Annotated in this window: 22 protein-coding genes; 21 read left to right on the top strand and 1 reads right to left on the bottom strand. The window is 68.0% G+C overall.

What is annotated here, in order from left to right:
- Positions 1-3: 3 nt before the first annotated feature.
- The 17 genes from ACYQ1L_RS08295 to ACYQ1L_RS08215 all read left to right on the top strand — a co-directional run bounded on the left by ACYQ1L_RS08295 (position 4) and on the right by ACYQ1L_RS08215 (position 17,994).
- Positions 4-1,173, top strand: a complete 1,170-nt coding sequence (locus ACYQ1L_RS08295) for a M23 family metallopeptidase (RefSeq protein ID WP_460003725.1) — start codon at positions 4-6, stop codon at positions 1,171-1,173.
- A gap of 1 nt (position 1,174) precedes the next feature.
- A complete protein-coding gene (locus tag ACYQ1L_RS08290) occupies positions 1,175-1,441 on the top strand; it encodes a DUF6112 family protein (RefSeq protein WP_460003724.1) in 267 nt (88 codons plus the stop codon).
- A 98-nt stretch (positions 1,442-1,539) separates the two neighbouring features.
- Positions 1,540-2,031 carry a DUF6932 family protein gene (locus tag ACYQ1L_RS08285; RefSeq protein WP_228162895.1) on the top strand — a complete coding sequence of 164 codons (492 nt, stop codon included), beginning with the start codon at positions 1,540-1,542 and terminating at the stop codon, positions 2,029-2,031.
- The gene (locus ACYQ1L_RS08280; RefSeq protein WP_460003723.1) at positions 2,028-2,984 is read left to right on the top strand and encodes a hypothetical protein; all 957 of its coding nucleotides are present in this window, start codon (positions 2,028-2,030) and stop codon (positions 2,982-2,984) included. Before ACYQ1L_RS08285 ends, ACYQ1L_RS08280 begins: the two co-directional genes overlap by 4 nt.
- A gap of 343 nt (positions 2,985-3,327) precedes the next feature.
- Positions 3,328-3,597 carry a DUF6112 family protein gene (locus ACYQ1L_RS08275; protein ID WP_045246597.1) on the top strand — a complete coding sequence of 90 codons (270 nt, stop codon included), beginning with the start codon at positions 3,328-3,330 and terminating at the stop codon, positions 3,595-3,597.
- Positions 3,598-3,627: 30 nt separating this feature from the next.
- Positions 3,628-4,902 carry a conjugal transfer protein TrbL gene (locus ACYQ1L_RS08270; protein ID WP_460003722.1) on the top strand — a complete coding sequence of 425 codons (1,275 nt, stop codon included), beginning with the start codon at positions 3,628-3,630 and terminating at the stop codon, positions 4,900-4,902.
- A gap of 3 nt (positions 4,903-4,905) precedes the next feature.
- Positions 4,906-6,372, top strand: a complete 1,467-nt coding sequence (locus ACYQ1L_RS08265; protein WP_460003721.1) for an SCO6880 family protein — start codon at positions 4,906-4,908, stop codon at positions 6,370-6,372.
- Positions 6,373-6,405: 33 nt separating this feature from the next.
- On the top strand, positions 6,406-6,843 hold the full coding sequence (locus ACYQ1L_RS08260; RefSeq protein ID WP_125131951.1) for a hypothetical protein: 438 nt from the start codon (positions 6,406-6,408) through the stop codon (positions 6,841-6,843).
- Positions 6,840-8,366: an ATP-binding protein gene (locus ACYQ1L_RS08255; RefSeq protein WP_460003720.1), complete on the top strand. Its 1,527-nt coding sequence runs from the start codon at positions 6,840-6,842 to the stop codon at positions 8,364-8,366. Before ACYQ1L_RS08260 ends, ACYQ1L_RS08255 begins: the two co-directional genes overlap by 4 nt.
- 217 nt (positions 8,367-8,583) lie before the next feature.
- Positions 8,584-10,677 carry an MMPL family transporter gene (locus ACYQ1L_RS08250; protein WP_460003719.1) on the top strand — a complete coding sequence of 698 codons (2,094 nt, stop codon included), beginning with the start codon at positions 8,584-8,586 and terminating at the stop codon, positions 10,675-10,677.
- Positions 10,643-11,938 carry a sensor histidine kinase gene (locus tag ACYQ1L_RS08245; RefSeq protein WP_460003718.1) on the top strand — a complete coding sequence of 432 codons (1,296 nt, stop codon included), beginning with the start codon at positions 10,643-10,645 and terminating at the stop codon, positions 11,936-11,938. The genes ACYQ1L_RS08250 and ACYQ1L_RS08245 overlap by 35 nt, the downstream gene beginning before the upstream one ends.
- On the top strand, positions 11,935-12,552 hold the full coding sequence (locus ACYQ1L_RS08240) for a response regulator (protein WP_460003717.1): 618 nt from the start codon (positions 11,935-11,937) through the stop codon (positions 12,550-12,552). The genes ACYQ1L_RS08245 and ACYQ1L_RS08240 overlap by 4 nt, the downstream gene beginning before the upstream one ends.
- Positions 12,553-12,593: 41 nt before the next feature.
- A complete protein-coding gene (locus tag ACYQ1L_RS08235) occupies positions 12,594-13,037 on the top strand; it encodes a DUF2871 domain-containing protein (RefSeq protein ID WP_460003716.1) in 444 nt (147 codons plus the stop codon).
- A 2-nt stretch (positions 13,038-13,039) separates the two neighbouring features.
- Positions 13,040-14,689 (top strand): DHA2 family efflux MFS transporter permease subunit, encoded by a 1,650-nt coding sequence (locus ACYQ1L_RS08230; RefSeq protein ID WP_460003715.1) that lies wholly within the window; start codon positions 13,040-13,042, stop codon positions 14,687-14,689.
- Between the two features lie 14 nt (positions 14,690-14,703).
- Positions 14,704-15,183, top strand: coding sequence for a DUF3817 domain-containing protein (locus ACYQ1L_RS08225; protein ID WP_460003714.1), 480 nt, complete (start codon positions 14,704-14,706; stop codon positions 15,181-15,183).
- A gap of 481 nt (positions 15,184-15,664) precedes the next feature.
- Entirely contained in the window at positions 15,665-16,186 is a 522-nt protein-coding gene (locus tag ACYQ1L_RS08220; protein ID WP_460003713.1) for a hypothetical protein, read from the top strand.
- Positions 16,183-17,994, top strand: a complete 1,812-nt coding sequence (locus ACYQ1L_RS08215) for a type IV secretory system conjugative DNA transfer family protein (protein WP_460003712.1) — start codon at positions 16,183-16,185, stop codon at positions 17,992-17,994. The genes ACYQ1L_RS08220 and ACYQ1L_RS08215 overlap by 4 nt, the downstream gene beginning before the upstream one ends.
- 4 nt (positions 17,995-17,998) lie before the next feature.
- On the opposite strand, the gene ACYQ1L_RS08210 is transcribed toward ACYQ1L_RS08215, so the two are convergent.
- Positions 17,999-18,808 (bottom strand): hypothetical protein, encoded by an 810-nt coding sequence (locus ACYQ1L_RS08210; protein ID WP_460003711.1) that lies wholly within the window; start codon positions 18,806-18,808, stop codon positions 17,999-18,001.
- A 91-nt stretch (positions 18,809-18,899) separates the two neighbouring features.
- Between ACYQ1L_RS08210 and ACYQ1L_RS08205 the strand changes: the two genes are divergently transcribed.
- The 4 genes from ACYQ1L_RS08205 to ACYQ1L_RS08190 all read left to right on the top strand — a co-directional run bounded on the left by ACYQ1L_RS08205 (position 18,900) and on the right by ACYQ1L_RS08190 (position 25,634).
- Complete coding sequence (locus ACYQ1L_RS08205) at positions 18,900-19,340, top strand: single-stranded DNA-binding protein (RefSeq protein ID WP_460003710.1); 441 nt, start codon at positions 18,900-18,902, stop codon at positions 19,338-19,340.
- A 9-nt stretch (positions 19,341-19,349) separates the two neighbouring features.
- Positions 19,350-19,964 carry a hypothetical protein gene (locus ACYQ1L_RS08200; RefSeq protein ID WP_460003709.1) on the top strand — a complete coding sequence of 205 codons (615 nt, stop codon included), beginning with the start codon at positions 19,350-19,352 and terminating at the stop codon, positions 19,962-19,964.
- 139 nt (positions 19,965-20,103) lie between these two features.
- Positions 20,104-20,628, top strand: coding sequence for a hypothetical protein (locus ACYQ1L_RS08195; RefSeq protein WP_460003708.1), 525 nt, complete (start codon positions 20,104-20,106; stop codon positions 20,626-20,628).
- 71 nt (positions 20,629-20,699) lie between these two features.
- Positions 20,700-25,634: a helicase-related protein gene (locus ACYQ1L_RS08190; protein WP_460003707.1), complete on the top strand. Its 4,935-nt coding sequence runs from the start codon at positions 20,700-20,702 to the stop codon at positions 25,632-25,634.

Genomic DNA, 25,634 nt, shown 5'->3' with positions numbered 1-25,634 from the left:
CGCATGAAGAAGCTCGTTGTGGTCATCGCCACCCTCGTCGCAGTGCTCCCCATGAGCCTGGTCGGCGTGGGTCTGCTCGTGTCGCCCGCTGTATTCGCCGCATGTCTCTCGTCAAGCTCCCTCGTTGTCGGGCCGATCCCGGAGTCGCTCACAGCCACGACGCGCGCGGGCGAGACCGTGACCCTCAACCACGAGCAGCTAACCCATGCAGCCACCATCATCACGGTCGGCGCGCAGACCGAGGGCGTTGGTCGCGCTGGCATCGTCATCGCGCTCATTGCCGCACTCACCGAGTCGCGGCTACGGATGCTCGCAAACTCGGCTGCGATACCAGAGTCGAGCGGTTTCCCGAACGACGGAGAGGGCAGCGATCACGACTCTCTTGGTCTATTCCAAATGCGGCCGAGCGCAGGATGGGGCACCGTCGCAGAGCTGATGAACGCGACCTACCAATCGCGCGCCTTCTACGGAGGTTCGAGCGGGCCGAACTACCCATCACCGCGCGGACTGCTCGACATACCCGACTGGCAGCACCTCGACCCTGGCGAGGCAGCGCAAGCGGTCGAGGTCTCGGCATATCCCGACCGCTACCAGAACTACCAGCCGGTCGCCGAGGCGATCCTCGCTGCACTCACGCGCCGCGCCGAAACCACGCCGGGCGGTACACCGCTCGGCAACGTACCCGAGACGACTGCCATCGTCTTCCCACTGCCGAGCGGGACGTGGGTGAACACCAGCGACTTCGGGTGGCGCGAAGACCCCTTCACTGGTGAGCGAGCGTTCCACTCAGGAACGGACTGGGCTGCCGACGACGGCACGCCGATCCTCGCGCTCGCCGATGGCGTGGTCAGCTTCGCCGGGCCGTCGGGTGGCTACGGCAACCTCATCATCATCGAGCACACCATCGGCGGCGAGCGCATCGCCTCCGCCTACGCCTACATGTGGCAGAGCGGCGTCCTCGTCAGCGTCGGGGATCGCGTCGTTGCCGGGCAGCACATCGGCAACGTCGGTTCGGCGGGCAGGTCGACCGGAGCCCATCTGCATTTCGAGATCCGGCCAGGCGGGTCGAATGCTGCGGCCGTCGATGCCGAGCCGTGGCTTGCCGCCCACGGAGTGCAGAACCTCGATGCCGCAAGCACCGCGGCGCTCTGCTCAGCACAGATGGCCGCATGACATGGACATATTCCCCGACTTCGGAGCCGTCGGCGGTCAGGCAGAACTGCGGGCCATCGTTGGCGCGCTGCTGACCATCGTGCTCATCCTCGCCGGGCTCATGCTCGTCATCTGCGCCGCAGTGTGGGCGATCTCGTCGGCGAACGGCAACATCACTTCGGCTGTCCGCGCGCGCACCGGATTCCTCGTCTCCGTCGGAACTGCCGCCCTGGCCGGCCTCGGCGTCACCTGGGTCAACTTCCTGCTCGGACTCGGCGCGAGCATCTGAGGCGTCGTGCTGTCACCACTCGTGCGCTCGCCGCGCCACGAGCCGCAGCCCGATCACGTTCGTGCGCTGGATATAATCGCGCGCATGGGGAGCAACGCGTGATCCCGCCCTTCGAAGACGGGACCTGGTACCTCCCACAGGGGTTGCACACGGCGACGCTCGAAGAGATCGACGAACGCTTTGTCGCCGCCGCACCATTCATTGATCGGCGTCGCGTCGTCTTCGACGCATTCCAGCTCTGGCATGGGATCGTGAGCGGGATCGTGCCCGGCGCTCGCTTCTGGGTCGACGGCGGATTCATCACTCACAAGCCCTGGGCGGCTCCGTCGGACGTCGATGTTACGGTCATGCTCAGGCCGGACGAACTCAACAACCTTCCTGACGACGAGCAGCAGCACCTGGACCAGATGTTCACCAAACCTGGCCCGCCGCGTCAGCAGCCCATGTCGGGGCTCGTCGACGCGTTCCTGTGCCTGCGTGGAGACGTGGACAGGACTCTTTACTGGCGGGAGCATTGGTCCACGGTGCTCGGCGAGAACCGGACGAAGTTAAACGGCACACAAAAGGGCTTCGTGGAGGTGAGGTCATGACGCTTTCGAACCAGGCACTCGATCAGTTCCGCGACGCCTGGCACGCCGCCGAAGGCGAGGACTTCGCCAGCCGCCTGCAGCGTCAATCCCTCGAAGCACTAGCATCCGAGAACGATGCACTGCGCCCGGTTCTCTTCGAGCTTACGAACCGTGCGCAGTCCGAGCTTGACCTGCATCTCGACGGCGAGACAGTGCACAATCATGAGGCAAACGCGGAGTCCTTCGCTTCCCTCGTGCGTGGTCTGGCCGATGCGACGAAGGAAGTCGCGAAGCACCTACTTGGACGCCAACGGCGCGCGTCAACGCTGCGAGTCCTCGCGCCGAGTCCTGGCTCCGTGCGTGTAGTCCTGAAGGCCGCGCCACCCGAGGAAGCACCAGGAAAGACCGCGCAGAACACTCGCACGCCCTCGGTCGACTCGACGTCCCTGGACACCGTAGCGGTGCTGCTTTCGCGCGCTCAACACGAAGGGGCAAGCCTCACCGACGACGTTCTGTCCGGGCTGGCTGCCGACCTGCCTCAGAAGGCGCACGCCGGACTGAAACGAGTTGCACGGGCAATCGACGAACAGAATTGGGATATCGCAGGTGAGTTGCGATCTCAGCATGGATTCCAACCGCTGCATGTCAGCCCATTAGGTGCCAAGGCACTGCTCCGAGTCCTCGACGAGCGCCAGGAGAGCAGCGATGTCGTGCGCCTCGATGGAGTCATCGACGGGCAACGCCGATCAGTTGGCGCTTTGTGGTTCACCCCCGACGGCGCAGCAGCGATCGAAGCCGCGGTTCCTAGCCCAGAGCTGATGGAGCAGGTCGTGCAGCATGATGCTGCGAACGCGCGCGTTCGCGCAGTGTTCGATGTCGTCACGATCGTAGGCAAGGGCGCGAACGCACGCCGACGCCAGGTCTACACCCTGCGCTCCATTGAGCCCTTGCCAAAAGCACCGACGCTGATCTGACGACGCATCGCGCCAAGGCGGGAGCATCCGAGCTGGCGTAGGGCTCGCCGCACGGCAACCAGCACTCTTCAGCGAAGCTTGCGCGGCTTCGAGGGCCGCTCCAGCGGCGAGCCGTGGCCGACGACGTGCCACCAGCCGCAGTAGTGGCACTGCACGGCTTCTGCGCCCTTCGCTACGCGCGCCGCGACGGTCGCAGCCTCCAGCCGAGTCTCAATCGGAGGGCGCTTTGTCGGGCAACGAACTCCTCGCATAGCCACGACGGTAACCCTGACCTCCGACGTTCCTCGGGACGCCGTGCGCACCTGATGGACGAGACCCGCCCGTCCATTCCAAGGAGCACACAGTGATCGACATCGACCCCAATACCGACGGGTTGCCCGGCATCGAACAGCTCCGCGTCATCGTCGGCGCGGCCATGACGGTGGGGCTCATCCTCGCTGTCCTCGCCCTCATCATCTCGGCCGTGGTCTGGGGCTACGGGGCGAACAGCTCGAATCCGCACCTCGCCAGCCGGGGCAAGGTCGGCGTACTCGTCTCGTGCGGCGCGGCGATCATCTGCGGTGCGTCGGTGACGCTCGTGAACTTCTTTTGGAACGTCGGCCAGTCGGTCTGACTCCACGACCGAGTTGAGATGGCTGAGCCGATGAGTATCTGTGATGTGCCCGTCATCGCCTCGGTGTGCGATGCCGTGGGTGAGGGAACTGCGTCGCTCATCTCCGCGCCGTTCGACTGGCTCGCGCAGGCAATGGGGCAGGCCGCCGCCTGGCTGTTCGAAAGCGTGTGGGCGGTGTTCGACTCGACAACGCTCGTCGACGTCACTGGAAGCCAATACGTCTCGGTCTACAACGTGCTGTTCGGGGTGGCGATCTTCGTCATGCTCGTCTTCTTCTGCCTCCAACTCATCACCGGGCTCGTGCATCGAGATCCGATGGCACTGTCGCGCGCGGGCGTGGGACTCGCCAAGTCGGTGCTCGGATCGTTCGTCGCCATCACCCTCACCGCGACCCTGTTGGAGGTCACCGATCAACTCACCATCGGCATCGTGCAGGCGACTGGCAACACGATGGAAGGCATCGGCGACCGCATGGCCCTGCTCGCCGCTGGGCTGACGACGATCAACATCGCCTCGCCCGGCGTCGGTGCGATCATCACGATCTTCCTTGCCGGGCTCGGCATCGCGGGTGCGGGCATCGTGTGGTTCACGCTGCTCATCCGTAAGGCGCTGCTACTGGTCGCCATTGTCTTCGCGCCCATCGCACTCGCCGGGTTCACCTGGGATGCTGCAAAGGGTTGGTTCGGACGCTGGGCGGCGTTTGTCGTGGCGCTCATCTTCTCGAAGCTCGTCATCGTCGTCGTGTTCCTCGTCGCCATTGGGCAGATCAGCGCGCCCATCGACCTCGACCTCGCCTCGATCAGTGACCCGATCTCGGGCGTCGTGCTGATGTTCATCGCCGCGTTCGCGCCCTACCTGACGTACAAGTTCATCTCGTTCGTGGGCTTCGACATGTACCACGCGATGTCGAGCGAGCAGGAAGCGAAGTCGGCGCTCAACCGACCCGTCCCGCTACCGGTCAAGGCTCAGCCGAACGCGGCAAAGTCCGTCCTCGGAGGGCAAAGCGGCGCGAGAGGCGGGACTCCTCCCGCGCCGAGCACAGCTCCCGCTGCAAGTGGCGCAGCAGGCGGCGCTGCGGGCGCAGGCGGCGCTGCGGGCGCAGGTGGCGGGGCGGCGGCCTCGGGAGGCGCGGCAGGTGCCGGCGCAGCAGCGGCCGGCCCCGCGGCCGCAGCCGTCGTCGGGGCGCAGGTCGTCAAAGCCGCGGCGACGACTGGGCCGAAAGTCGGTGCCGCGGTCGGCGGCGCAGCAGCCGGGCACGCAGAGACATCCACACCGCCGATACCCGTAGCGCCGAGGAAGGGGTAGAACATGGCCACCCAGCACCCCCCGGCTCCCGAGCAGCAGCTCTCCCCCGTGCAGTTCTCCCGACTCGCGCACCGTGGCATCCTGCTCGGACTGTCGATCTCGCAGTTGATCGTGTTGGGCATCGGCGTGGTCACCGTCGTCGCCACGATCTACACGGGCGGTGGCATGGGGCTGGTCTGGACTTCCCCGATCTGGCTCAGCTGTCTGCTGCTCGCGGTGGTCCCCGTGGGCGGGCGCAAGCTCGTGGACTGGCTGCCCATCGTGTCGCGCTGGATGTGGCGGAGCACCGCAGGGCAATTGATCTTCCGCCGCCGCGTCATCAAGCCGCGTCCGGTCGGCACGCTCGCGCTCCCCGGCGATGCGACCGCGCTGCGCGAATGGGTCGATCCCGAGACGGGCGCGGCGATGGTGCATGACCCCCACGCTCAGACCCTGACCTCGGTGCTGGGGGTGACGCACCCGGCGTTCGTGCTGCTCGATCCGGGCGAGCAGGAGCGGCGGATCAACGGCTGGGGTCGGGTGCTCGCTACCGCGTGCCGCTCGGGCCGGATCGCCCGGCTCCAGGTCTGCGAGCGGACGCTGCCGGACTCAGGCACGGGGCTCGCCGAATGGTGGGCCAGGCACGGCACCGACGATGAATCCTGGCCTGCGACCACCTACCGGGAGCTGATCGAGCGTGCTGGGCCGACCGGCGAGCGCCATGCGACGACCATCTCGATTGCGCTCGATATGAACGCCTCGGGACGACAGATCCGCTCAGCGGGCGGCGGCATCCGTGGAGCTGCCGCCGTGCTGCGTCAGGAGATGACCACGCTCGTCACGGCGCTGCGAGCTGCGGACCTCGCCACGACCGGCTGGCTCGCGCCCGGCGAGGTCGCTGTCATCCTGCGTTCCGCCTACGACCCGGCTGCCGCGCCCGCGCTGGAGCGGCACGCCGACATCGGGCGTTCCCTCGCCACCGCGGGGCCGGTCGCGGTGACCGAGAGCTGGGATCGCGTGCGCACCGACTCCGCGCACCACACCGTGCTTTGGCTCTCCGAGTGGCCGCGTTCGCAGGTGTTCCCCGGATTCCTCGCCCCGTTGCTGCTCACCTCCGGCGTGCAGCGGGCGTTCTCGCTCATCTGCACGCCAGTTCGCGCTGACATCGCGGCCCGCGACCTGCGGAAGAAAAAGGTCGGCCTGCTCTCCGACGCAACCCAACGCGCGAAGATCGGGCAGGTCGAGGACGCCTCGCGCACGGCTGAGTACCAGGACGTGCTGCAGCAGGAGTCCGACCTCACCGCTGGGCACGGCGTGCTCCGCTACACCGGCCTCATCTCCGTCTCCGCGCCCACGGTCGATGAGCTGGATGCCGCCGTCGCCGCCATCGAGCAAGCCGCGGTCCAGGCGTCCTGCGAAACGCGCAGACTCGTCGGCCAGCAGGCCACCGCGTTCGCCGTCGCCGCGATCCCGCTCTGTCGGGACGTGTGACGCACCCAGCCCTCGACCCCGGAAGGAGTAGCCATGCCAACCTTCAGCAACCCCGTGCAGGACGCCACGGAGACCCGCCAGGCGGTGCGGGCGCTCGCTCATGCGAGCCGGGCCTTCGCCGACCCCGAGGACACCTATCAGGTGGTCGGCGAGCTATTAGGGACGCTGCGCTCCCTGGAGCAAGTGCTGGAGCAGGTCGCGGCGGCGCACGTCCTGCACCAAGACAAGGCGTTCCTCGACAACGGCGACCACGAGGCCGGGGTTGACGAGGCTTGGGCCGCCGCCAACGCACTGCGCAGGGCCGCAGAACTCGTCCAGTCAGCCGAGACCGCCGTCGATCAGGCGTCGCAGCATTCGAGCTACATCGCGTGGCACCCGGCACCTGTCGCCAATCGACCTGAGTTGGACCCGTTCTCCCGCGACCCGTTCGAGGCACTCCCGGTCAGCTCCCGGCGAGGACTATCACTATGAGCCCCGGCGACCGCGAGCGCCTGCACACCACGGTCCTGCTCGACCCGGCAGGCGAGCGCCGCGCCGCGCGGAAGGCGCGACGGCGAGCGGCGAGCAAGATCGAGACCGCCGACCGCAAGGCTCAGCAGGAGCGGGCGCGGGCGACATGGGAGGCGGAACGCGAGGCAAGGCGGGCGACGACCTACCTGCCACCGTCCGGCGAGACGCGGCCCGCAGCACTCCGCACGCCCGGCCGTTTCCGGCTGCCGCGCCACCAGGACACAAGCGCGACGCTGGCAGGGGCGTATCCGTTCCTCGCCGAGGGCGGGCTCGGCTCCGCTGGCGTGTTCGTCGGCCAGGATCTCTACAGCGGGGCGTCGTTCGTCTACGACCCGTGGGTGCTCTACGCGCAGGGCATCATCACTGCACCGAACATCGTGCTCGCGGGGATTGTCGGCTCCGGCAAGTCCTCGCTCGCCAAGAGTCTGTATACACGGTCAATCCCATTCGGTCGGAGGGTGTACGTTCCCGGCGATCCGAAAGGCGAGCACACGGCCGTCGCTGAGGCGGTCGGCGGTCGGGCGATCATGCTGGGGCACGGGATGTCTACGCGGCTGAATCCCCTCGATGAGGGGCACCGGCCTTCGGGCCTCAGCGATGCTGAGTGGCAGAGCCAGGTCACCTCCCGACGACGCGACCTGATCGGCGCACTCGCCGAGACCGTCCTCGACCGCGGCCTCACCCCACTGGAGCACACAGCCGTCGACATCGCGCTCGCCGATGCGGTGCGCTCGGCCGAGGTGCCGATCCTTCCGATGGTGGTCGACCGCATCCTCGCTCCGAACGCTGAGAACGACGACGGCAGGCTCGCCGAGCACGGCCGACTCGTCGGACACGCGCTGCGGAGACTCGTGGCCGGTGACTTGGCGGGACTGTTCGACGGCCCGAGCACCGTGCGCTTCGACCCGTCGCTGCCGATGGTGTCGCTAGACCTGTCGCGGGTGGCGGAGAACTCGACGCTCATCTCCGTGCTCATGACGTGTTCGTCGGCGTGGATGGAATCGGCGCTGCTCGACCCGGCGGGCGGCCCGAGGTGGGTCGTTTACGACGAGGCGTGGCGGCTCATGTCGCATCCGGCGCTGCTGCGCCGGATGGATGCACAGTGGCGGCTCGCGCGGCACTACGGCATCGCCAACCTGCTCATTTTCCACAAGCTCAGCGACCTCGACAACGTAGGCGACCAGGGCTCGGCGATGCGCGCACTCGCCTCGTCCCTGCTCGCCAACGCCGAGACACGGGTGATCTACAGGCAGGAGAGCGATCAGCTCGGAGCGACTGCGCAGGCCCTCGGACTCACCGGAACTGAACAGGGATTGCTGCCCGGCCTCGGCACCGGACAGGGGCTCTGGAGGATCAAGAACCGCTCGTTCGTCGTCCAGCACCAGCTGCACCCTGCCGAACTTGCGATGTACGAGACAGGTCAGAAGGCCAGAGGAGAAAGTGACGGGTTCCCCCAAATCCGTTCGGAAATCCAGGGAACCTGAGTGCTCAAATCCAACTAGAAACCAGATGAGGGTGCGGGTTGTAGAAACCCGTCGGCGTTCCTGGGTTCCTGCATTGCGCAGATCAAGTTGGGCGCGATCAGCGACGGACCCATCGTCCCGGGCTTGACTCATCGGGTCGTCATCATCCAAAAGGTTGAGATGCAGTTCAATACTGTTCGCGATGCCGTGACGAGCCGGGCCTGGTGGAGTTGACGGTATGGCAGTTTCTCGTGCGCGCAGACCCTTCTCTGACCGGCTGACTTCGCGCGGCGGGGCGTGGGTATCGCTCGGTCTGGTCGTGTTGATCATGGTCGCCTTGTTCGGTGTGTTCGGGTCGGCGAAAGCCCCCGCACGAAACGATCAGGCGCCCGTGGGTGCGGAGTCCTCGCGCACGAGCGAGCTGCTGGCAGAGTTCCCGAACGCGGACCGTCAGTCCGTGCTCGTCGTCGCGTCCCGCGATGACGGCGCGAAGCTCTCCGAGGGTGAGATCGAGGAGCTCAAGGATCTCCTCCCGGTACTCGACGCCCGTTCGGATGCGGTCTCGTCCGGGCCGATGGTCAGTGACGATGGGAAGGCTGCGGTCCTGATCACGCCGATCAAGGTCGGTGAGACGAACACGGACACGGCTGCGGTGATCAAAGAACTGCGCACGGATATCGCAGGCCATACGCCGACGGGAATGTCGCTGTTGGTGACCGGCGGGCCGGCGTTCGGCGCGGATGTGGCGGCCGCGTTCGAGGGCGCTGACTTCACGCTGCTGCTGGTGACGATCCTGATCGTCGCGATCCTCCTCATCGTCACCTATCGGTCGCCGGTGCTGTGGCTGATCCCGCTCGTCGCGGTCGGGCTCGCGGACGGGCTCGCGGGCCGCCTGACCGCCGCGGCAGGCGCGGCGTGGGATCTGCAGTTCGATGCGGGCATCATCAGCGTGCTCGTGTTCGGCGCGGGCACTAACTACGCGCTGTTGCTGATCTCCCGCTACCGGGAAGAGCTCCAGTCGACAGAGGACCACCGGCAGGCGCTCAGCACGGCGTGGCGGAAGACCCTTCCTGCGATCCTCGCATCGAACGTCACGGTCGTGCTCGCTTTGCTGACGCTCGCGCTCGCGGTGATCCCCGGCACGCACGGGCTCGGGATCTCATCCGCGATCGGTCTGCTGATCGCGCTCGGCTCGGTCCTGTTCCTGCTGCCACCGCTGCTGGCGGTGTGCGGTCGGAAGGTGTTCTGGCCGTTCGTGCCCCAGCCGGGAGATGCTCGCAGACAGGGCGGCGCATGGCGGAAGGTCGCGACGAGTGTCGTGAAGCGCCCGGTAGCGAGTCTCCTCGCCGGGGTCGCGCTGCTCGCGGTGATGGCGACCGGCCTGTTCGGGACATCGGTCGGGCTCGACCAGATCGAGAAGTTCCGGGTGCAGTCCGAATCCGCGACGGGGCTGGAAGTCCTGTCGGATCATTTCCCGCCGGGTGAGGCGCAGCCGATCCTCATCGTCGCGAACAGCGTGGAGGCCGACGCGGTCGTCGCGGCGGCGAACGACGTGGAGGGCGTGGTCCGCGCACACCCGGTCGGCACCACAGACGACAAGTCGCTCACGAAGATCATGGTGACCAGCGAGTATGCGCCAAGCACCGCGGACAGTCTTACCCAGATCACGGAGCTGCGCGACGCGGTGCACGAGGTGCCGGGCGCGGATGCGGTCGTGGGCGGCGCAGTCGCCACCGATCTCGACGCTCGTGCCGGGAACCAGCAGGATCTCCGGCTGGTCGCACCGCTCGTGCTCGCGGTGAGCTTCCTCGTGCTCCTGATCCTGCTGCGCTCGATTGTCGCCCCGGTGCTTTTGCTCCTGGTGAACCTTGCCAGCGCGGTCGCCGCGATCGGCGCCGGTGCGTGGCTGAGCCGCGTGCTGTTCGGCCAGCACGCGCTCGATCTGCAGGTGCCACTGCTGGCGTTCCTGTTCCTCGTCGCCCTCGGCATCGACTACACGATCTTCCTCGTGCACCGCGCCCGCGCCGAAGCCGCGGTCCGCGGGACGCGGGAGGGCATGGTCGAAGCGGTCGCCCATACCGGCAGCGTGATCACGAGCGCGGGCATCGTCCTCGCAGCCGTGTTCGCCGCCCTCGGCGTGCTGCCGCTGGTCACACTCGGACAACTCGGCTTGATCGTCGGCGTGGGGGTGATCGTCGACACGCTGGTGGTGCGCACGGTGATCGTGCCGGCGATCTTCACCCTCGTCGGCGACCGCATCTGGTGGCCCGGAAAACCGGGCCGGGGAGAATCGACGCATGAACATCGTGCACGCGCCGCTGACGCGCAATGACCCAGTGGGGCCGGTAGCCGCCGGCCCCACCGTGCGGGCGATGGAGATCGGCCAGCACCTCATCGCGGCCGCCCTCACTCTGATCGGTGCCATTCGCGCCATCGGTGACGGCACCCCGATTCCGGCTGCGATCGTCACGGGCCTCGCGATCCTGGCCTGGCACACGGCCGGAGCGATCCTGCCGTCCCGAACCCGCTCACGGCAGATCGTCGTGTGGTGGCTGGTCGGGTTCGCGGTGATCTGGGTCGCAGCGGTCGCCGTGTCCGCGGAGTTCGTGTGGATCGCGTTCCTGCTCTGGCTCCTCGCCGGGCATCTGCTGCCAGTCCCGTGGGGGTTGGTGTTCTCCGGGCTCGTGCTCGCGGTGGTGATCGTCGCTCCGATCCTCCACCACGGCACCACGAGCTACGCGAACGTGTTGGGTCCGCTCATCGGCGGGATCTTCGCGTTCGGGATCTCCCGCGGCTATCTCCAACTCCTCCGAGATGCGGCTGAACGCGAGCGCCTGGTGGCCTCCCTCACGAGAGCGCAGCAGGAGACGGCCGATCTGCAGGACGAGCTCGCTCTCGTCCAACGCGAATCGGGTGCGATCGCCGAGCGCACCCGCATCTCCCGTGATATCCACGACACAATCGCACAGGCGCTCTCCTCGATCCGGCTTCTCGCCCACGCCGGAGCCGGCCGCACGACCGACATCGACGCTGCACGGACCCTCGAACAGGTCGAGACGTTGGCGGGCGACAGCCTCGCCGACGTGCGGCGCATCGTCGCCGCGCTCGCGCCCGCCGAGCTCGAGGACAACGCCCTCGCCGCGGCGCTCAGTCGCATGCTCGACCGTGCCCAGGACGAAACAGGCCTGCGTACCGAGTTACACGTTGACGAAGGGTTGCCCGCCCTTCCCACCGAGGTCGAGGTCGCGCTGCTGCGCACCGCGCAGTCTGCGCTCGCGAACGTGCGCCTGCATGCGGGGGCGAGCCGGGTCGTAGTGAGCCTGATCGACTCGGGCTCCACCGTGCGGCTCGACCTCATCGACGACGGCGCCGGGTTCGACGTCACCGCCTGGGAACAGGCCGCGGAACCTGGGACCGGATCGTCGAGCTACGGGCTCAGGTTCATGCGGGCCAGGCTCCGAGAACTCGGCGGCGGCCTCGACATCGAAAGCACCCCGGGCGAGGGCACCGCGATCTCGGCGCACCTCCCGATCCACCACACCATCACGACGCAGGCTTCCGGCAGTGAACCGGCCGCAGAGGAGACGCCATGACCACCACCGTGCTGCTCATCGACGACCACCCCGTCGTCCGCAGCGGACTCCGCGCCGTCCTCGACACCGACACCGTGCACGTCATCGGCGAAGCCGCAACCGGCGAAGAAGCCATCACGCTCGCCGCCCACCTCCACCCCGACGTCGTGCTCTGCGACCTCCGCCTCGGTGCCGGCATCGACGGCATCCAGACCACCGCAGCCCTTCGCGCCCTCGACCCGGCCCCGGCCGTACTGATCCTCACGACCTTCGACCGCGACGCCGAGATCCTCGGCGCGATCGAGGCCGGCGCCGCCGGCTACCTCCTCAAAGATGTCGCACCCGACGTGATCGTCGAGGGCATCCACCGTGCAGCCGGGGGCGACATGTTCCTCGCCCCCGACCTCGCGGGCCGAGTCCTCCAGGGCATGCGGAACCCGCTGCCGCGCCTCACCGACCGGGAACTCGAGGTGCTGCGACTCATGTCGACGGGAGCGGCGAACAAGGACATCGCCCGCAACCTGTTCGTCACCGAGGCGACCGTGAAGAGCCACATCGCGCACATCTTCACCAAGCTCGGCGTCGACAGCCGCTCTCGCGCGATCCATCTCGCCCAGGAAACCGGCCTCATCTAACCCCGCAGATCTCACCCCCTGCTCGAAAGGATTCCCCACTCATGAAGAAGCTCTTCAACGCGGCATTCATCTACATGCTGGCCGGTGTCGCCTCCGGCCTGTTCTACCGCGAGTTCACCAAGCTCAATGACTTCCCCGAGGGCCAGTTCACGCAACTCGGCCTCGCCCACACGCACCTGCTCACGCTCGGGTTCATCGTGCTGCTGATCGTGCTCGTCATCGAGAAGGTCTTCACGATCTCGCGTAGTCCAAAGCTGTTCGGCTGGTTCTTCTGGCTCTACAACGCCGGCGTGATCCTCACCTCCGCCATGCTCATCTGGCACGGAAGCCTCACCGTCCTCGGCGAGGACTCGAACGCGATGATCGCGGGGATCGCGGGCCTGGGGCATATCGCGATCACGGCGGGCATGATCGTCTTCTTCGTCGCCCTCCGCCGCGCAGTGACTGGGCGCACGCCCGCACCCGTGGAACGCGCAGCGGTCTGACCATGACCGCCGCACCGACCGTTCAGGTGAGCGCGCCGACTCGGCGGGAATGGTTCGGGCTCGCCGTTCTCTCCATCGGGCTCGGCCTCATCGTGCTCGACGGCACGATCGTCGGTGTCGCGCTGCCCGCTATCATCGGCGACCTGCACCTCGACCTCACCGACGCGCAGTGGGTGAACAGTCTCTACGCTGTCCTGCTCGCCGCCCTCCTGCTCTCCACCGGGAATCTTGCGGACAGGTGGGGCCGCAAGCGGCTCTTCCTCGCCGGCCTCATCGTGTTCGTCGCGGGCAGTCTGCTTGCTGCCGCCGCTTCGACCGTGGGGGTGCTGATCGGGGCGCGTGCGGTGCAGGCGGTCGGGGCAGCGTTCATCATGCCCTCCACCCTCTCCACCGTGAACGCCGTGTTCCGGGGCAAGTACCGTGCCGTGGCGTTCGGGTTGTGGGGTGCGGTGATCTCCGGTGCTGCCGCAGTCGGGCCGCTCGCCGGCGGCGCGCTCACCCAGTGGGCTTCGTGGCACTGGATCTTCCTGGTGAACCTGCCGCTCGGCGCGCTCGTGTTCATCGCGGCGATTTTCACCGTGCCGGAGACGCGCGGGGAGAAGAAGCGCCCCGGCGTCGACGTCGACGGTGCGCTGCTCAGCGCCATCGGATTCGGGGCACTCGTGTTCGCTGTCATCGAAGGCCCCGACCTCGGCTGGTGGACGCCGAAGAGTGACCTGACGATCTTCGGCTGGGTGTGGTCGAAGGACGCGGCGGTCTCGGCCGTACCCGTCGCGTTCGGGATCGCCGCGGTCGCGCTCGTCCTGTTCGTGATCTGGGAACGACACCGCGAGAAAGTGCAACGCGCCGCGCTCCTCGACCTCGGCCTGTTCTCGTTCTCCACGTTCTCCTGGGGGAACCTCACCGCCGCGATGGTCGCCGTCGGCGAGTTCGCGATCATCTTCGTCCTCCCGCTCTACCTCATCAACGCCCTCGACCTTGACGTCATGGGCGCCGGGCTCGTGCTCGCCGCGATGGCCGTCGGTGCGTTCCTCTCCGGTGCTGCAGCCCGACACCTCGCCGCGAAGTTCGGCTCGACTGGAACTGTGCTCATCGGCTTGGGCCTCGAAGTCACGGGCGTCCTCGCGCTCGCCCTGCTCCTGGGGCCCGCGACTCCCGGCTGGCTCATCGCGATCCCCCTCACCGTCTACGGCCTCGGCCTCGGGCTCGCCTCCGCACAGCTCACCGGCACCGTCCTCCAAGACATCCCCGTCGATATCTCCGGCCAGGGATCGGCCACGCAGAGCACCGTCCGGCAAATCGGTTCCGCCCTTGGCACCGCGTTCGCCGGAGCGACGCTCTCGATCTCCCTCGCGCTCACTCTCCCCACCGCTCTCGGTAACGCGGGGCTCACCGGTGCGGAGGCGGACTCGCTTGCGGACGCCACCCGGCAATCGGCGGGCACCACAATCATGCAACTCCGTGAACAGGGAAGCAGCAGCAGCCTCGGCGACCAGACCGCGACGGCTGTCGACGCCCTCACGGGCGGGTTCGCTGATGCGACCCGCTGGGCGCTCCTGATCGCGACCGTGTTCCTCGCGCTCGGATTCATCGGGGCCCTACGCCTGCGCCGCGCATCGGCTTCACCCCTCGTTAACTCGTCAGCACAGTAAGAGACTCATCGACCATGACCACGACAGAGAAATCCAGAACCGTCAGCCCCCGCGTGCTCTTCCGGAGCTTTGCCGTCGCCGAGATGTTCACCTGGGCCGGGCTCATCACCGCGCTCGTTCTCCGGGCACTCAATGTCGCAAACCTGGTTCCGATCATCGGAGGCATCCACGGATTCGTCTTCCTGTGCTACTCCGCGAGCACGATCTTCGTGTGGGTGAACCAGAGATGGCGTTTCCGGCTCGGCCTCACCGGGCTCCTCCTGGCGATCGTGCCATTCGCCACGGTGCCGTTCGAGATCGTCGTCGATCGCAAAGGACTGCTGACCGGCGACTGGCGACTCGCACCCGGCGGTGAGCCACCGCAAGGGTTCATCGAGCACGTCCAGGCCTGGGTGCTGAGGCATGTGCTTGTTTCGATCGTCCTGCTGGTCCTCCTCGTCACGGCGCTCTTCATCACCCTGCTCTGGCTCGGCCCGCCCGTGCCCCGCGACTGAGAAACACGATGCTCCGGCTGAGCCCTCGAGCGGCCTGAGCCGCAGGAGGGGCATCACGAGTCAACGATCCCGATGTGTTGGCCCTGATCGACCTCTGCGCTACGGGCAATCCTGTGCGCACACGTCGGGTCAGGATCAACGGGCTTCGCGAGTTGAGTCGAACCTATTAAGCGAGCATGGAGCTGACGGCGAAACTTGATATGAACCTTGCCGGCGGCGGTCTGTTCACGCGCGCGGCCGAGTCAAGCTGCTCAATCGAAGTCACGATCGAGAATGTCTGGCCGAACGGTGAAGCGGCGGAACGCCCCGCCGCTGTGCCCATGCTCCAATGGCGTACACACCGAGCGCCGGGATCCAACGGCGCACCTACTGTCCGACCGGGATTCTCGGCACCGGTGCTCAGGAGGTTCCCGTGGCCAGTATCATCACGCGGCGACGCCGAGCGCGTCGAGAGAACACTGAGCAAGAGTGCGCGGCCAGCATGCCGCCCGTGCTGCCGGTCGTGACGATGACCGTGCAGGCGGACGCGACGCTGCGCGTCATGGTCGACGGGGAACCGTTCGGTCCGCCGACGTTCGCCCCGCCGTGGCAGCGGCACTCCTTCGCGCAGATCATCAGCGAGGTCGTCGAGCAACGCGACTCCCCCGTGCGCGTCGTCGTGCACGAACTCGATGGCACCGTCTACACGGACATCGTGACCGCTCCACTCCACCCCGTGTCCCCCGACCAGTCCCCGCCCGCAGGACCGCGGGCCTCGGTCGAGGATGGCGACTCCGCCCGGGATGCGACGGAGCCTTCGCACCCACGCGCACTCCAGAATGGCGAGGGTTTCGTACCGGGCGAGGAGGTGGCCGTAGCGGTCATCGTCCGGCACGCCGAGGCAAGCGGCGACGGAGCGGCAAGGGCTCAGCTCGAGCCGGGTCTGCTCGATCTGAGCCCCACGCACGAGGTCATCCTGCTCGGCCGCGTCTCGGGCACCTGCGTCATCGGACACCCGGCATGACCAGTTCGTCACCGCGAGCCAGGGCATTCGGCGACGAACTGACTAACCTCGCCCTCGGCGCGCTCATCGGGGCGATGCTGCTGGCCGGTGCGCTGCGCTTGGCCGGGAGCATCGCTGCGTTCGTCACGGGTGCGCCCCAGCCCGCGGCAGGTCTCGAAGCGGGAGTCGGCGTGGTCTTCCACGCCGATGACCCCGGCTCGGCACTCGGCTCCGCGTCACTCAGCCCGGTCGCCTACTGGATCACCGTCACACTCCTGCTCGCTGCCATCGGAACCGCGACGTGGTTCATCTGGCGATGGGTGCGCGAGCTGGGCAAGCGGACCAAGGCCGACCCGAACCGGATCGAGGGAATCGCCGAGGGGCGCGATGTGCAGCGGGCCGCATCCGAACGCGACCTCTTGCGTCGAGCGAAGACCTTGCGCCCCTCGCTCACCGACCCGAAACCCGAGCAGGTCGGCTACCTCCTCGGCACCTCACGCGGCAAGCGCGTGTGGACATCCGTGGAGGACTCGATCCTGCTGATCGGCCCGCCGAGATCCGGCAAGGGCGCGAACATCGTCATCAACACCATCCTCGACGCGCCCGGTGCGGTCATCACGACCTCGACCCGGCCGGACAACCTCACGGCGACGCTCCGCGCCCGCCAGTCGCACGGCGGCCCAGTCTCCGTGTTCGATCCCCAGCACCTTGCCGAGGGCGTGCCCGCGGGTCTGCGGTGGTCACCGATCCGCGGGTGCGAGGTGCCCCTGACCGCGATGATCCGCGGCACAGGTCTCGCCGCGGGAACCGGGCTCTCCGGCCCGTCCGTCGAGAACGGCGGATTCTGGGAGGGCAAGACGCGCACGGCGCTACAGGCGCTTCTGCACGCCGCGGCTCTCGATCACCGGCAACCCGCCGAGCTGTTCCGCTGGACGCTCGACCCTGCAGCTGCGGCGGATGCCGTCTCCATTCTCGCGTCGCACCCCCACGCCGCGACCGGATGGGCCGAGTCGCTCGACGGGATGCTGCAATCCGACCCTCGCACCCGCGACTCCATTTGGCAGGGCGTATCGCTCTCCCTCGCCTCGCTCGCCGACCCACGGGTGCTGGAGGCGGTCAGCCCGAGCGAGGACGAGCAGTTCGACCCCGAGGCGTTCCTGCGCGGCTCCGGCACGCTTTACCTGCTGGCGACAGGGGCCGGAGCCGGAGCGTCCTCGTCGCTCGTCGCGGCGTTCATCGAAGACCTCGTAGAGACGGCCCGGCGCATCGCCGCGCGCTCGCCGGGCGCGCGGCTCGATCCGCCTGTGCTGCTCGCGCTCGACGAGATCGGGAACCTCGCGCCTCTGCCTTCGCTTCCGGTCCTCATGGCGGAGGGTGGGGGCACCGGGCTCACGGTGATGCCCGTGTTCCAGTCGCTCGCCCAGGCGCGAGGTCGTTGGGGCGACGACGCCGCGACCGCGATGTGGGATGCGAGCATCACCAAGATCGTGCTCGGCGGTGGGACGGACACACGGCACCTCCAGGACATCTCCACACTGATCGGCGAACGCGACGAGACGACTGACTCCGTGACCATCGGGGAGCGCGGCTTGCGCTCGAATCAACGCTCGATCCGCCGCGTCCCGATCATGAAGGTCGAAGACATTCGCACCCTGCCCCAGGGCACCTCACTCGTGTTGTTGCGCTCCGCGCCGCCGATCATCACAACGATGCGCTACTGGCTTAACCGGCCGGATGCCGAGACGCTGCTCGCCCAGCGGGCCGAGGTCGAATCGGTCATGCAGCCGGGCACCACTGGAGTCGGTACGCCCGCGCTCCCCGCGGAGTAGCAGGTCAGGCGGGAGCGAGGTCGCCCTGCCCGTCTTCGTCGGGGAACCTGCGGCCTTCCGTGAGATGGAGTGCGTCCCTCACCATCTGGCTGCGCAGCGGCACATACTCACCGTCGAGAACGCCACCACCCCCGAACATGCGCATGAACTCGGCCGAGGCACGCTCGTCCAGGAGGGTGGGGTTCGCCTCCAACATCCGGTTCATGTTCTCGATGACTTCGGGCGACGAAAGCTGCTCCAGGGCTCGGTGCAGCTCGGGCAGCTCCGCTTGATCGTCAAGTCGCACGTTGGAGAGGATTCGCCGCTGCTCCGCGATGAACGCTGACGCCGCGAGCATCGCCAACAGGCGCTGCTGTGCCTCCTCGCTGCTCTTCCCGATGCGGGTGTCGTCGATGGCGAGTTCGATCGCGGTCGAGATGTCGGCGGGTTCAGCCTTCGACAGCGCGGTAAGCGCGAGCGCCGCCGACTCGTCGCGGGCAGGTACGACCTTCGGCTTTCGGGCAACGAGCTTCTTGAGTCCTGGCCACGCCGTGTCCAGCCACCATCGCTTCACATGCGGAGCTGCCGCGATCGCAATCGCAACCAGTGCCGCTCCCAGCAACGCGCCGAGTTCCTCCGCCCGGCGTCGATCCTCGTCGCTCAAACCCTGCGGCTCGGAGTCCGACTCGTACTCGTGCTCGTCGTCGGGGATAAAGGTCGCGTGGGTCTCGACTCTACCTTCGTCGTTGTAGAGGTTCTGGCTGAGTCCTCCGTCGATCTTGCGGCCTGGCGTGAAGTCGTCGTCGTAGACGTACTTGCCCCGGATCTCAGCCATGTCATCACAGTAGCCGGGGGCGCGGACGGTCGAGCCTGCGCACCTATCGGGTAGCAATCCTCTCTCGGCAGGAGAAGTTAGGAGCATCCCGATGCGAACCAAAGAATCCCTGTGGGGCTTCTTCGCCAGCGACCCGCAGTTGTCCTTCAACGAGGACGGTGAGGCGCGGCTGTTCGCCTGGATCGGTCAGGAGCAGTTCGAGCGCAACCCGGACGGCTCGTTCACCCAGGGCGAGACGAAGTTCTACCCGTTCAAGATGTTCCGGCGCAGCGCGGAGCACGCTTACGAGAAGTTCGCGCGCGGCGACAACTTCGTGGCCAGCGGCCATGTCCAGAAGTTCAGCTACGAGAAGAACGGGGAGACGGTCGGCGGCGAGGAGTTCATCGCCACGCACATTGGCCCCGACGCCGCCCGCACGAGCTACGCCGTCGACCGTGGCCGCTCGCGCTCGCAGCAGCTCGAGGGCGCGCCCATCGAAGCGCCCGACCCGACCCTTTCCCAGCAGCCGTCGTCCCGTCCGATGACGCTGTGAGGCCGCGTCATGACCACCGAGACGACGCTGTTCCCGCCGGACGATCCCGACTTCGACGTGCCCCCGCTCGAAGAACCGGAGCCGGAGCCGGTAACGCCTTCGCCGAGGCCGGCCAAGGAGGCGGACCCCGAGACGGAGGATGCGCCCGAGCCGCCACGCCCCGTGAACTGGAACATCCTGACCGCGGCCGAGGCGCAGGTGGAGTGGTTGGAGCTGAACGCCTTCGTGAACTGGCTGCGCCGCGAGTTCGGGCTGAGCGTGAATGTCGTGCCGCCGTATTGGCACCGGCACCCGGAGCTGGTGTGGCCGCTGTCGGCGTTGCGTCAGCACTATCTGAATGCCTACGACAAGAAGCAGCACGGCTCGGCACCGTTCGGTTGGTGGCGAGACTTCTGGGCCTTCATGCCGCAGCTCCGGGACGCGGTGACGGCGTGCGGGACGAAGCTCAACACGGATCGCCCGACGCGGCAGGCCGTGTGGCCGGGCGAAGACGACCTGCCCCCGGTCGCGGAGACGGTCATCCCCAACCGGGACGCCGACTTCACGCAGTTCGTCAAGGAGGACGTGGCACGCAGGCAGGCCATCGAGGACGAGTTCTACGCCCGCCTCGCGGCGGAGCAGTAGGGCCGCGGGCGGTGACTGCGGATGGCGCGGCAGCGATCCCGGAAGCCCTGGCCGGGGCAACTGGAGTTCGATCTGTGGGGGCTCGACGAGCCCGCGGCCGACGCCGCACTCACCGCAGCTCGGGAGGCTGGGGCAGGCGATGAACAAGTACGGGCAGATGGCGCTGACGCATTGGCAGGCGACGGACCCGAGCCGGGTGGCGGAGCTGAGCGACCCGGCGGCATTCTTCGAGGCGATGGGCCTGGAGATGCAGACGCAGGTGACGAACCTCGCGTCAATCCTGGCGGGGAGCGACCGGCAGGGGGAGACTTTCTTGCAGAAGGTCACCCGGCTGACAGCAGCCCGGAAGCAGGCGGAGGAGGTCGTGATGTCACAACTGGCGTGGATCATCGACCCGAGCCTGCCGCTGGATCAGGCACGGGAGGAATGGGAGCAGACCCGGCCCTCCGACGAGAACCTGATCCTTTGGGCGGAGCGGATGCAGGACTGCCCGGATTCGATGCCCTCCTCCGTGGAACTGGAGGAACTGGCGAAGAACTGGGCGCTCAGCGTCGAGTTCCTGCTGGAGCTCGTGGCGACGGAGCCCCCGCGGGAGTACATGCGGGCGAACCAGGCGACGCTCGCCGAGGCGGCGACGATCCGCTTCTTCCGCGAGCTGCGGTAGCGCCTCGCTTCGTCCCCGCCTCGCAGGACGACCTCGGGCCGTCTGGCGCGAAAGCACGCTATCGGGCGAACGTGGAGGCGATCCAGCTCATCCACGATCTGAACTCGACGGGTCGCCCCGCGTCCCTGGAGGGTCAGCGCGTGCTCGCCCGCTGGTCGAGCTGGGGCGCGATCCCCGAGGTGTTCGATGACCTGAAGCCCGAGTGGGATGCCGAGCGCGCCGAACTGCGCGAGCTGCTGAGCGACGACGAGTGGGAGGCCGCGGAGCGGACGACCATCAACGCGCATTACACCGACCCGATGATCGCCCGGCAGGTATGGCGACTGCTGGACGGGCTGGGGTTCAGCGGAGGCGCGGTCCTGGAGCCCGGCTCCGGGGCGGGCACGTTTATCGGCCTCGCGCCAGAGTCGGCACAGATGACCGGAGTGGAACTCGATCCGCTGACGGCGGCGATCTGCGCCGAGCTGTACCCGCACGCGACCATCCGCGCCGAGTCCTTCGCCGACACCCGACTGCCGGAAGGACACTTCGACGCCGCCATCGGCAACGTGCCGTTCAGCAGCGTCACCCTGCACGACCCGCTGCACAACGCGACCCGGCAGTCGATGCACAACCACTTCATCATCAAGTCGCTGCGCCTGACCCGGCCCGGCGGACTCGTCGCGGTGTTGACCTCGCACTTCACAATGGACGCGCAGAACCCCGGCGCGCGGCGGGAGATGAACGAGCTGGCCGACCTCGTGGGCGCAATCCGCCTGCCCACCGGGGCGCACCGCCGAGCCGCGGGGACGGAGGTGGTGACCGACCTGCTCGTGTTCCGGCGGCGACCGGACGGCGAGCAGATGCGCGACGACGCCTGGGAGACGGTTGCGCAGGTGCCCATCGACGGCGTGCCGATGCGGATCAACCGCTACTTCGATGAGCACCCGGAGCAGATGCTCGGGGAGGTCGGCGTCGGCCACGGGATGTACGACGCGGCCACGCTCACCATCACGACCGATCTGGCCGACTTGGAGGCGGAACTCGCGGTCGCCGTCGACCAGATCGTGTTCTCCGCGCGCCGGGCCGGGCTGACGATGACCGAGCGCACCGCCGAGCAGCAGGCGCGCCGGGCGGCGTTCGCCCCGTCGGCGCCGGAGCTGTGGGACGGCAGCATCGTGGCGGGCGAAAGCGGCGGCTTCCGCACCGTTGTCTCCGGCTCGCTGGAGCCGCTTGCGGTACCGAAGTCCGCCGAGCGCGAGCTACGCGCCCTGCTGCGTCTGCGCAACGGGGCATCTCGCCTGCTGACCGCGGAAGCTGCGAGCGTGGACGACACGCCTGACATCGTGCTCACCCGCACGACGTTGCGCCGTGACTACCTGAAGTATGTCGGCACCTATGGGGCGCTGAACCGCTACACGCTGCGCCCCACCGGGCGCACGAACGAGAGCGGCGAGGAGACCTTCGCGCGCATCGTGCCGACCCCGATCCGGCTTCTGCGCTCCGACCCGTTCGGTCCCCTGGTGCTGGCACTGGAACAGTTCGACGACGAGGATCAGTCCGCGTCGCCTGCCGCGATCATGAGTCACCGCGTGGTGGTGCCGCGCGCCGAGGTGCAGGGTGTCGACAGCCCGGCCGATGCCATCGCGGTCAGCCTCGACCGCACTGGCCGCATCGACATCACTCTCGTCGCCGACCTGCTCGGCATGAACGACCGCGAGGCGCGCGAGGCGCTGGGAACGCTCGTGTTCGCCGATCCGGTCACGAACCAGCTCATCCACGCGCCGGAATATTTGTCGGGCGACGTGCGGGTCAAGCTCGAAGCGGCACGGCTCCGCGCCGAGGACGACCCGGAGTTCCAGGTCAACGTCGATGCGCTCGCTGAGGTGTTGCCCGCGCCGCTGGGCATCCAGGACATCCACGCGAAGCTCGGCGCGGTCTGGATCAGCGCCGACGTGCACGAGCAGTTCCTGCGGAGCACCCTGCGCGCGCCCGACGTTCGCGTGGAGAACCCGCTGCCAGGCATGTGGGAGATTCGCGGCGGTCGGCAGGGGCTGCCCTCCACATCGGAGTGGGGCACGCCTCGCCGCCCCGCGCCGGACATCGCCCAGGCCGTCATGGAGCAGCGGACGATGCTCGTTTACGACGAGGAGAAGGACATCGACGGCAAGGTGCGTCGCGTGCTCAACCCCGTCGAGACCGCCGCAGCGCAGGAGAAGGCCGACGCCCTCCAGGAGCGGTTCAGCGAGTGGGTGTGGGAAGACCCGGCCCGCGCGCAGGCACTCGTGGACGAGTACAACCGGCGCTTCAACTCCATCGTGCTCCGCGACTACACGGATGCCGGGGCGTATCTGTCGTTGCCCGGCCTGGCGTCGAACTTCGAGCCGCGCACGCACCAGCGGGCCGCGGTCGCGCGCATGGTGTCCGAGCCCGCCGCGGGTCTGTTCCACGAGGTCGGCGCGGGCAAGACCGCGGAAATGATTATGGGCGCGATGGAGATGCGCCGGATGGGGCTCATCAGCAAGCCCGTCGTGGTCGTGCCGAATCACATGCTGGAGCAGTTCGGGCGCGAGTGGCTCCAGATCTACCCGCGCGCCCGTGTGCTCGCGGCGTCGAGCCTCGACCTCACGGCAGACAAGCGGCGGCTGTTCGTCGCCCGCGCCGCCGCGAACGAGTGGGACGCGATCATCGTCACCCAGGGCGCGTTCGCCAAGATTCCGCTGCGCGCCGAGACGCAGGCACAGTACATCCGCGGGCAGGTGGAGGACGTGCGGCGAGTGCTGGGTGAGGCTACCGGCGAGCAGCGGATGAGCGTCAAGCGCATCCAGCGCAAGCTCCTGGCGATGGAGAACAAGCTGAAGGAGCGCACCGATACCGACCGCGACCACGGCGTCTGCTTCGAGGACACCGGCATCGACTACGTCATCGTCGATGAGATGCACATGTACAAGAACCTCGCCACGGAGTCGAACATCCGCGACGCCGCCATCGAGGGCTCGGATCGCGCGAGCGACCTGCACATGAAGCTCGAATACCTGCGCTCGGCAGGACGCGAGCGGGTCGTGACCGCGGCGACCGCAACGCCCATCTCGAACTCGATCACCGAAACCTATGTCATGCAGCGATACCTGCGGCCCGACGTGCTGGAGTCGGCGGGCGTCGGCGCGTTCGATGCGTGGGCGGCGACGTTCGGCGAGCTGGTCACGCAGATGGAGATCTCGCCGACCGGCAGCACCTTCCGAATGAAGACCCGCTTCGCCCGGTTCCAGAACGGGCAGGAGCTGCTTCGGATGTGGTCGGTGTTCGCCGACGTGAAGACCGCCGACGACCTCGACCTACCCGTGCCCGCGCTCGTGCAGCGCGACGACGGCAGCCGCGCGCCCTCCACCGTCCCGGTGCAGCCGACCGTCGAGCTGGAGCAGTACGTCGCCTCCCTCGCCGAGCGCGCCGAGAAGGTCGCCACCCGCCAGGTGCGGCCCGACGAGGACAACATGCTCCTGATCGCCACCGACGGGCGCAAGGCCGCGCTCGACATCCGCATGGTCGTCCCCCGCGACCCGTCCGGGCCGAGCAAGGTCGACGTCGCCGCCGACGCGATCCACCGCATCTGGGAGCGCACCCGAGACAACGAGTACCTCGACACACTCACCGGGCAGCCCTCCACGGTGCGCGGGTCGCTCCAGCTCGTGTTCTCCGATATCGGCACCCCGAACCAGGACAGGTGGAACGCCTACGACGAGCTGCGGCAGCAGCTCGTGCAGCGCGGCATTCCCGGCGAGCAGGTCAGGTACATGCACGAGGCGAAGACCGACGTGGAGAAGGCCCGCCTGTTCGCCGCGGCTCGCGCCGGCCACGTCGCCGTGCTCCTCGGATCGACGGAGAAGATGGGCGTCGGCACGAACGTCCAGGCCCGCGCCATCGCGCTGCACCACCTGGACTGCCCGTGGCGGCCCTCCGACATCGCGCAGCGCGACGGGCGCATCATGCGGCAGGGCAACCAGAACGAGGAAGTGGCGATCGTCCGCTACGTCACCGAGCGTTCCTTCGACTCCTACATGTGGCAGACGGTCGAGCGGAAGGCCGCGTCGTTCGCGCAGCTCCTGCGCGGCAAGATCAACGCCCGAGAGATCGAGGAGATCGACACCTCCGCGCTCTCCGCAGCAGAGGCCAAAGCCATCGCCTCCGGCAATCCGCTCCTGCTGGAGCACTCCGTCATCCAGGGCGAGGTGAACCGGCTGCGCCGCCTCCAGCGCGCGCACGAGCGCAACGAGGACATGCTCATCCACACCGGCAACCGCGCCCGGTCAGCCGCCGAGCGCGCCGCCGCGGACATCCGCGGGCTGGAAGCCGCCGCCTCACGGATGACCGACACGAGCGGCGACAGGTTCCGCATCACGCTCGGCACGCGCGACTACGACTCCCGCTCCGACGCCGCCCACGCCCTCACCGCCTGGATGGGCGACTCCGGGCTGAAGTGGCTGCCCCGATACGGGCACAAGGACTTCGGGATCATCGGCCGCATCTCAGGCTTCGACATCCACGTCGAGGCCCGCTCCGGGCTCGCCGCCCTCGATGTGACCGTCTCCCTGCCCGAGGTGCCCCGCTCGGGATTCACGATGCCGAAGGAGTCGTTCCTGGAAGCCGGGCTCGGACTCGTGCAGCGCATCGAGAACCGTGTCAGCGGCATCCCCTCCCTCCTCGACCAGGCCCGCGAACACTTGGAGGAAGCCGAGCAGACCGTCGCCGACACCCAGCAGCGCCTGGGCCAGCCCTTCCGCCATGCCCAGGCGCTCGCCGACGCCGAGGAAGACCTCGCCCGCGTCGAGTCCCAGCTCGCCGCGATGCAGGACGAACCAGCCCCCGAGCCCGCCGCGCCGGAGTCCGAGCGCGTCGAGCTGACAGTCGAAGCAGTGCGCGCCTACGAACCGAACCTCGGATCGCGGGAGGGCGTGGGCCGTGAGCCCGCGACCTCGTTCGTCCCCGCGACGCCTCCGGCCGCGCCGCCGAACAACGCCCCGCGGCTGTAG

The sequence above is a fragment of the Microbacterium xylanilyticum genome, assembly GCF_054654695.1.
The sequence above is the reverse complement of the archived record's forward strand: the minus strand, read 5'-3'. Positions and strand labels throughout refer to the sequence as shown.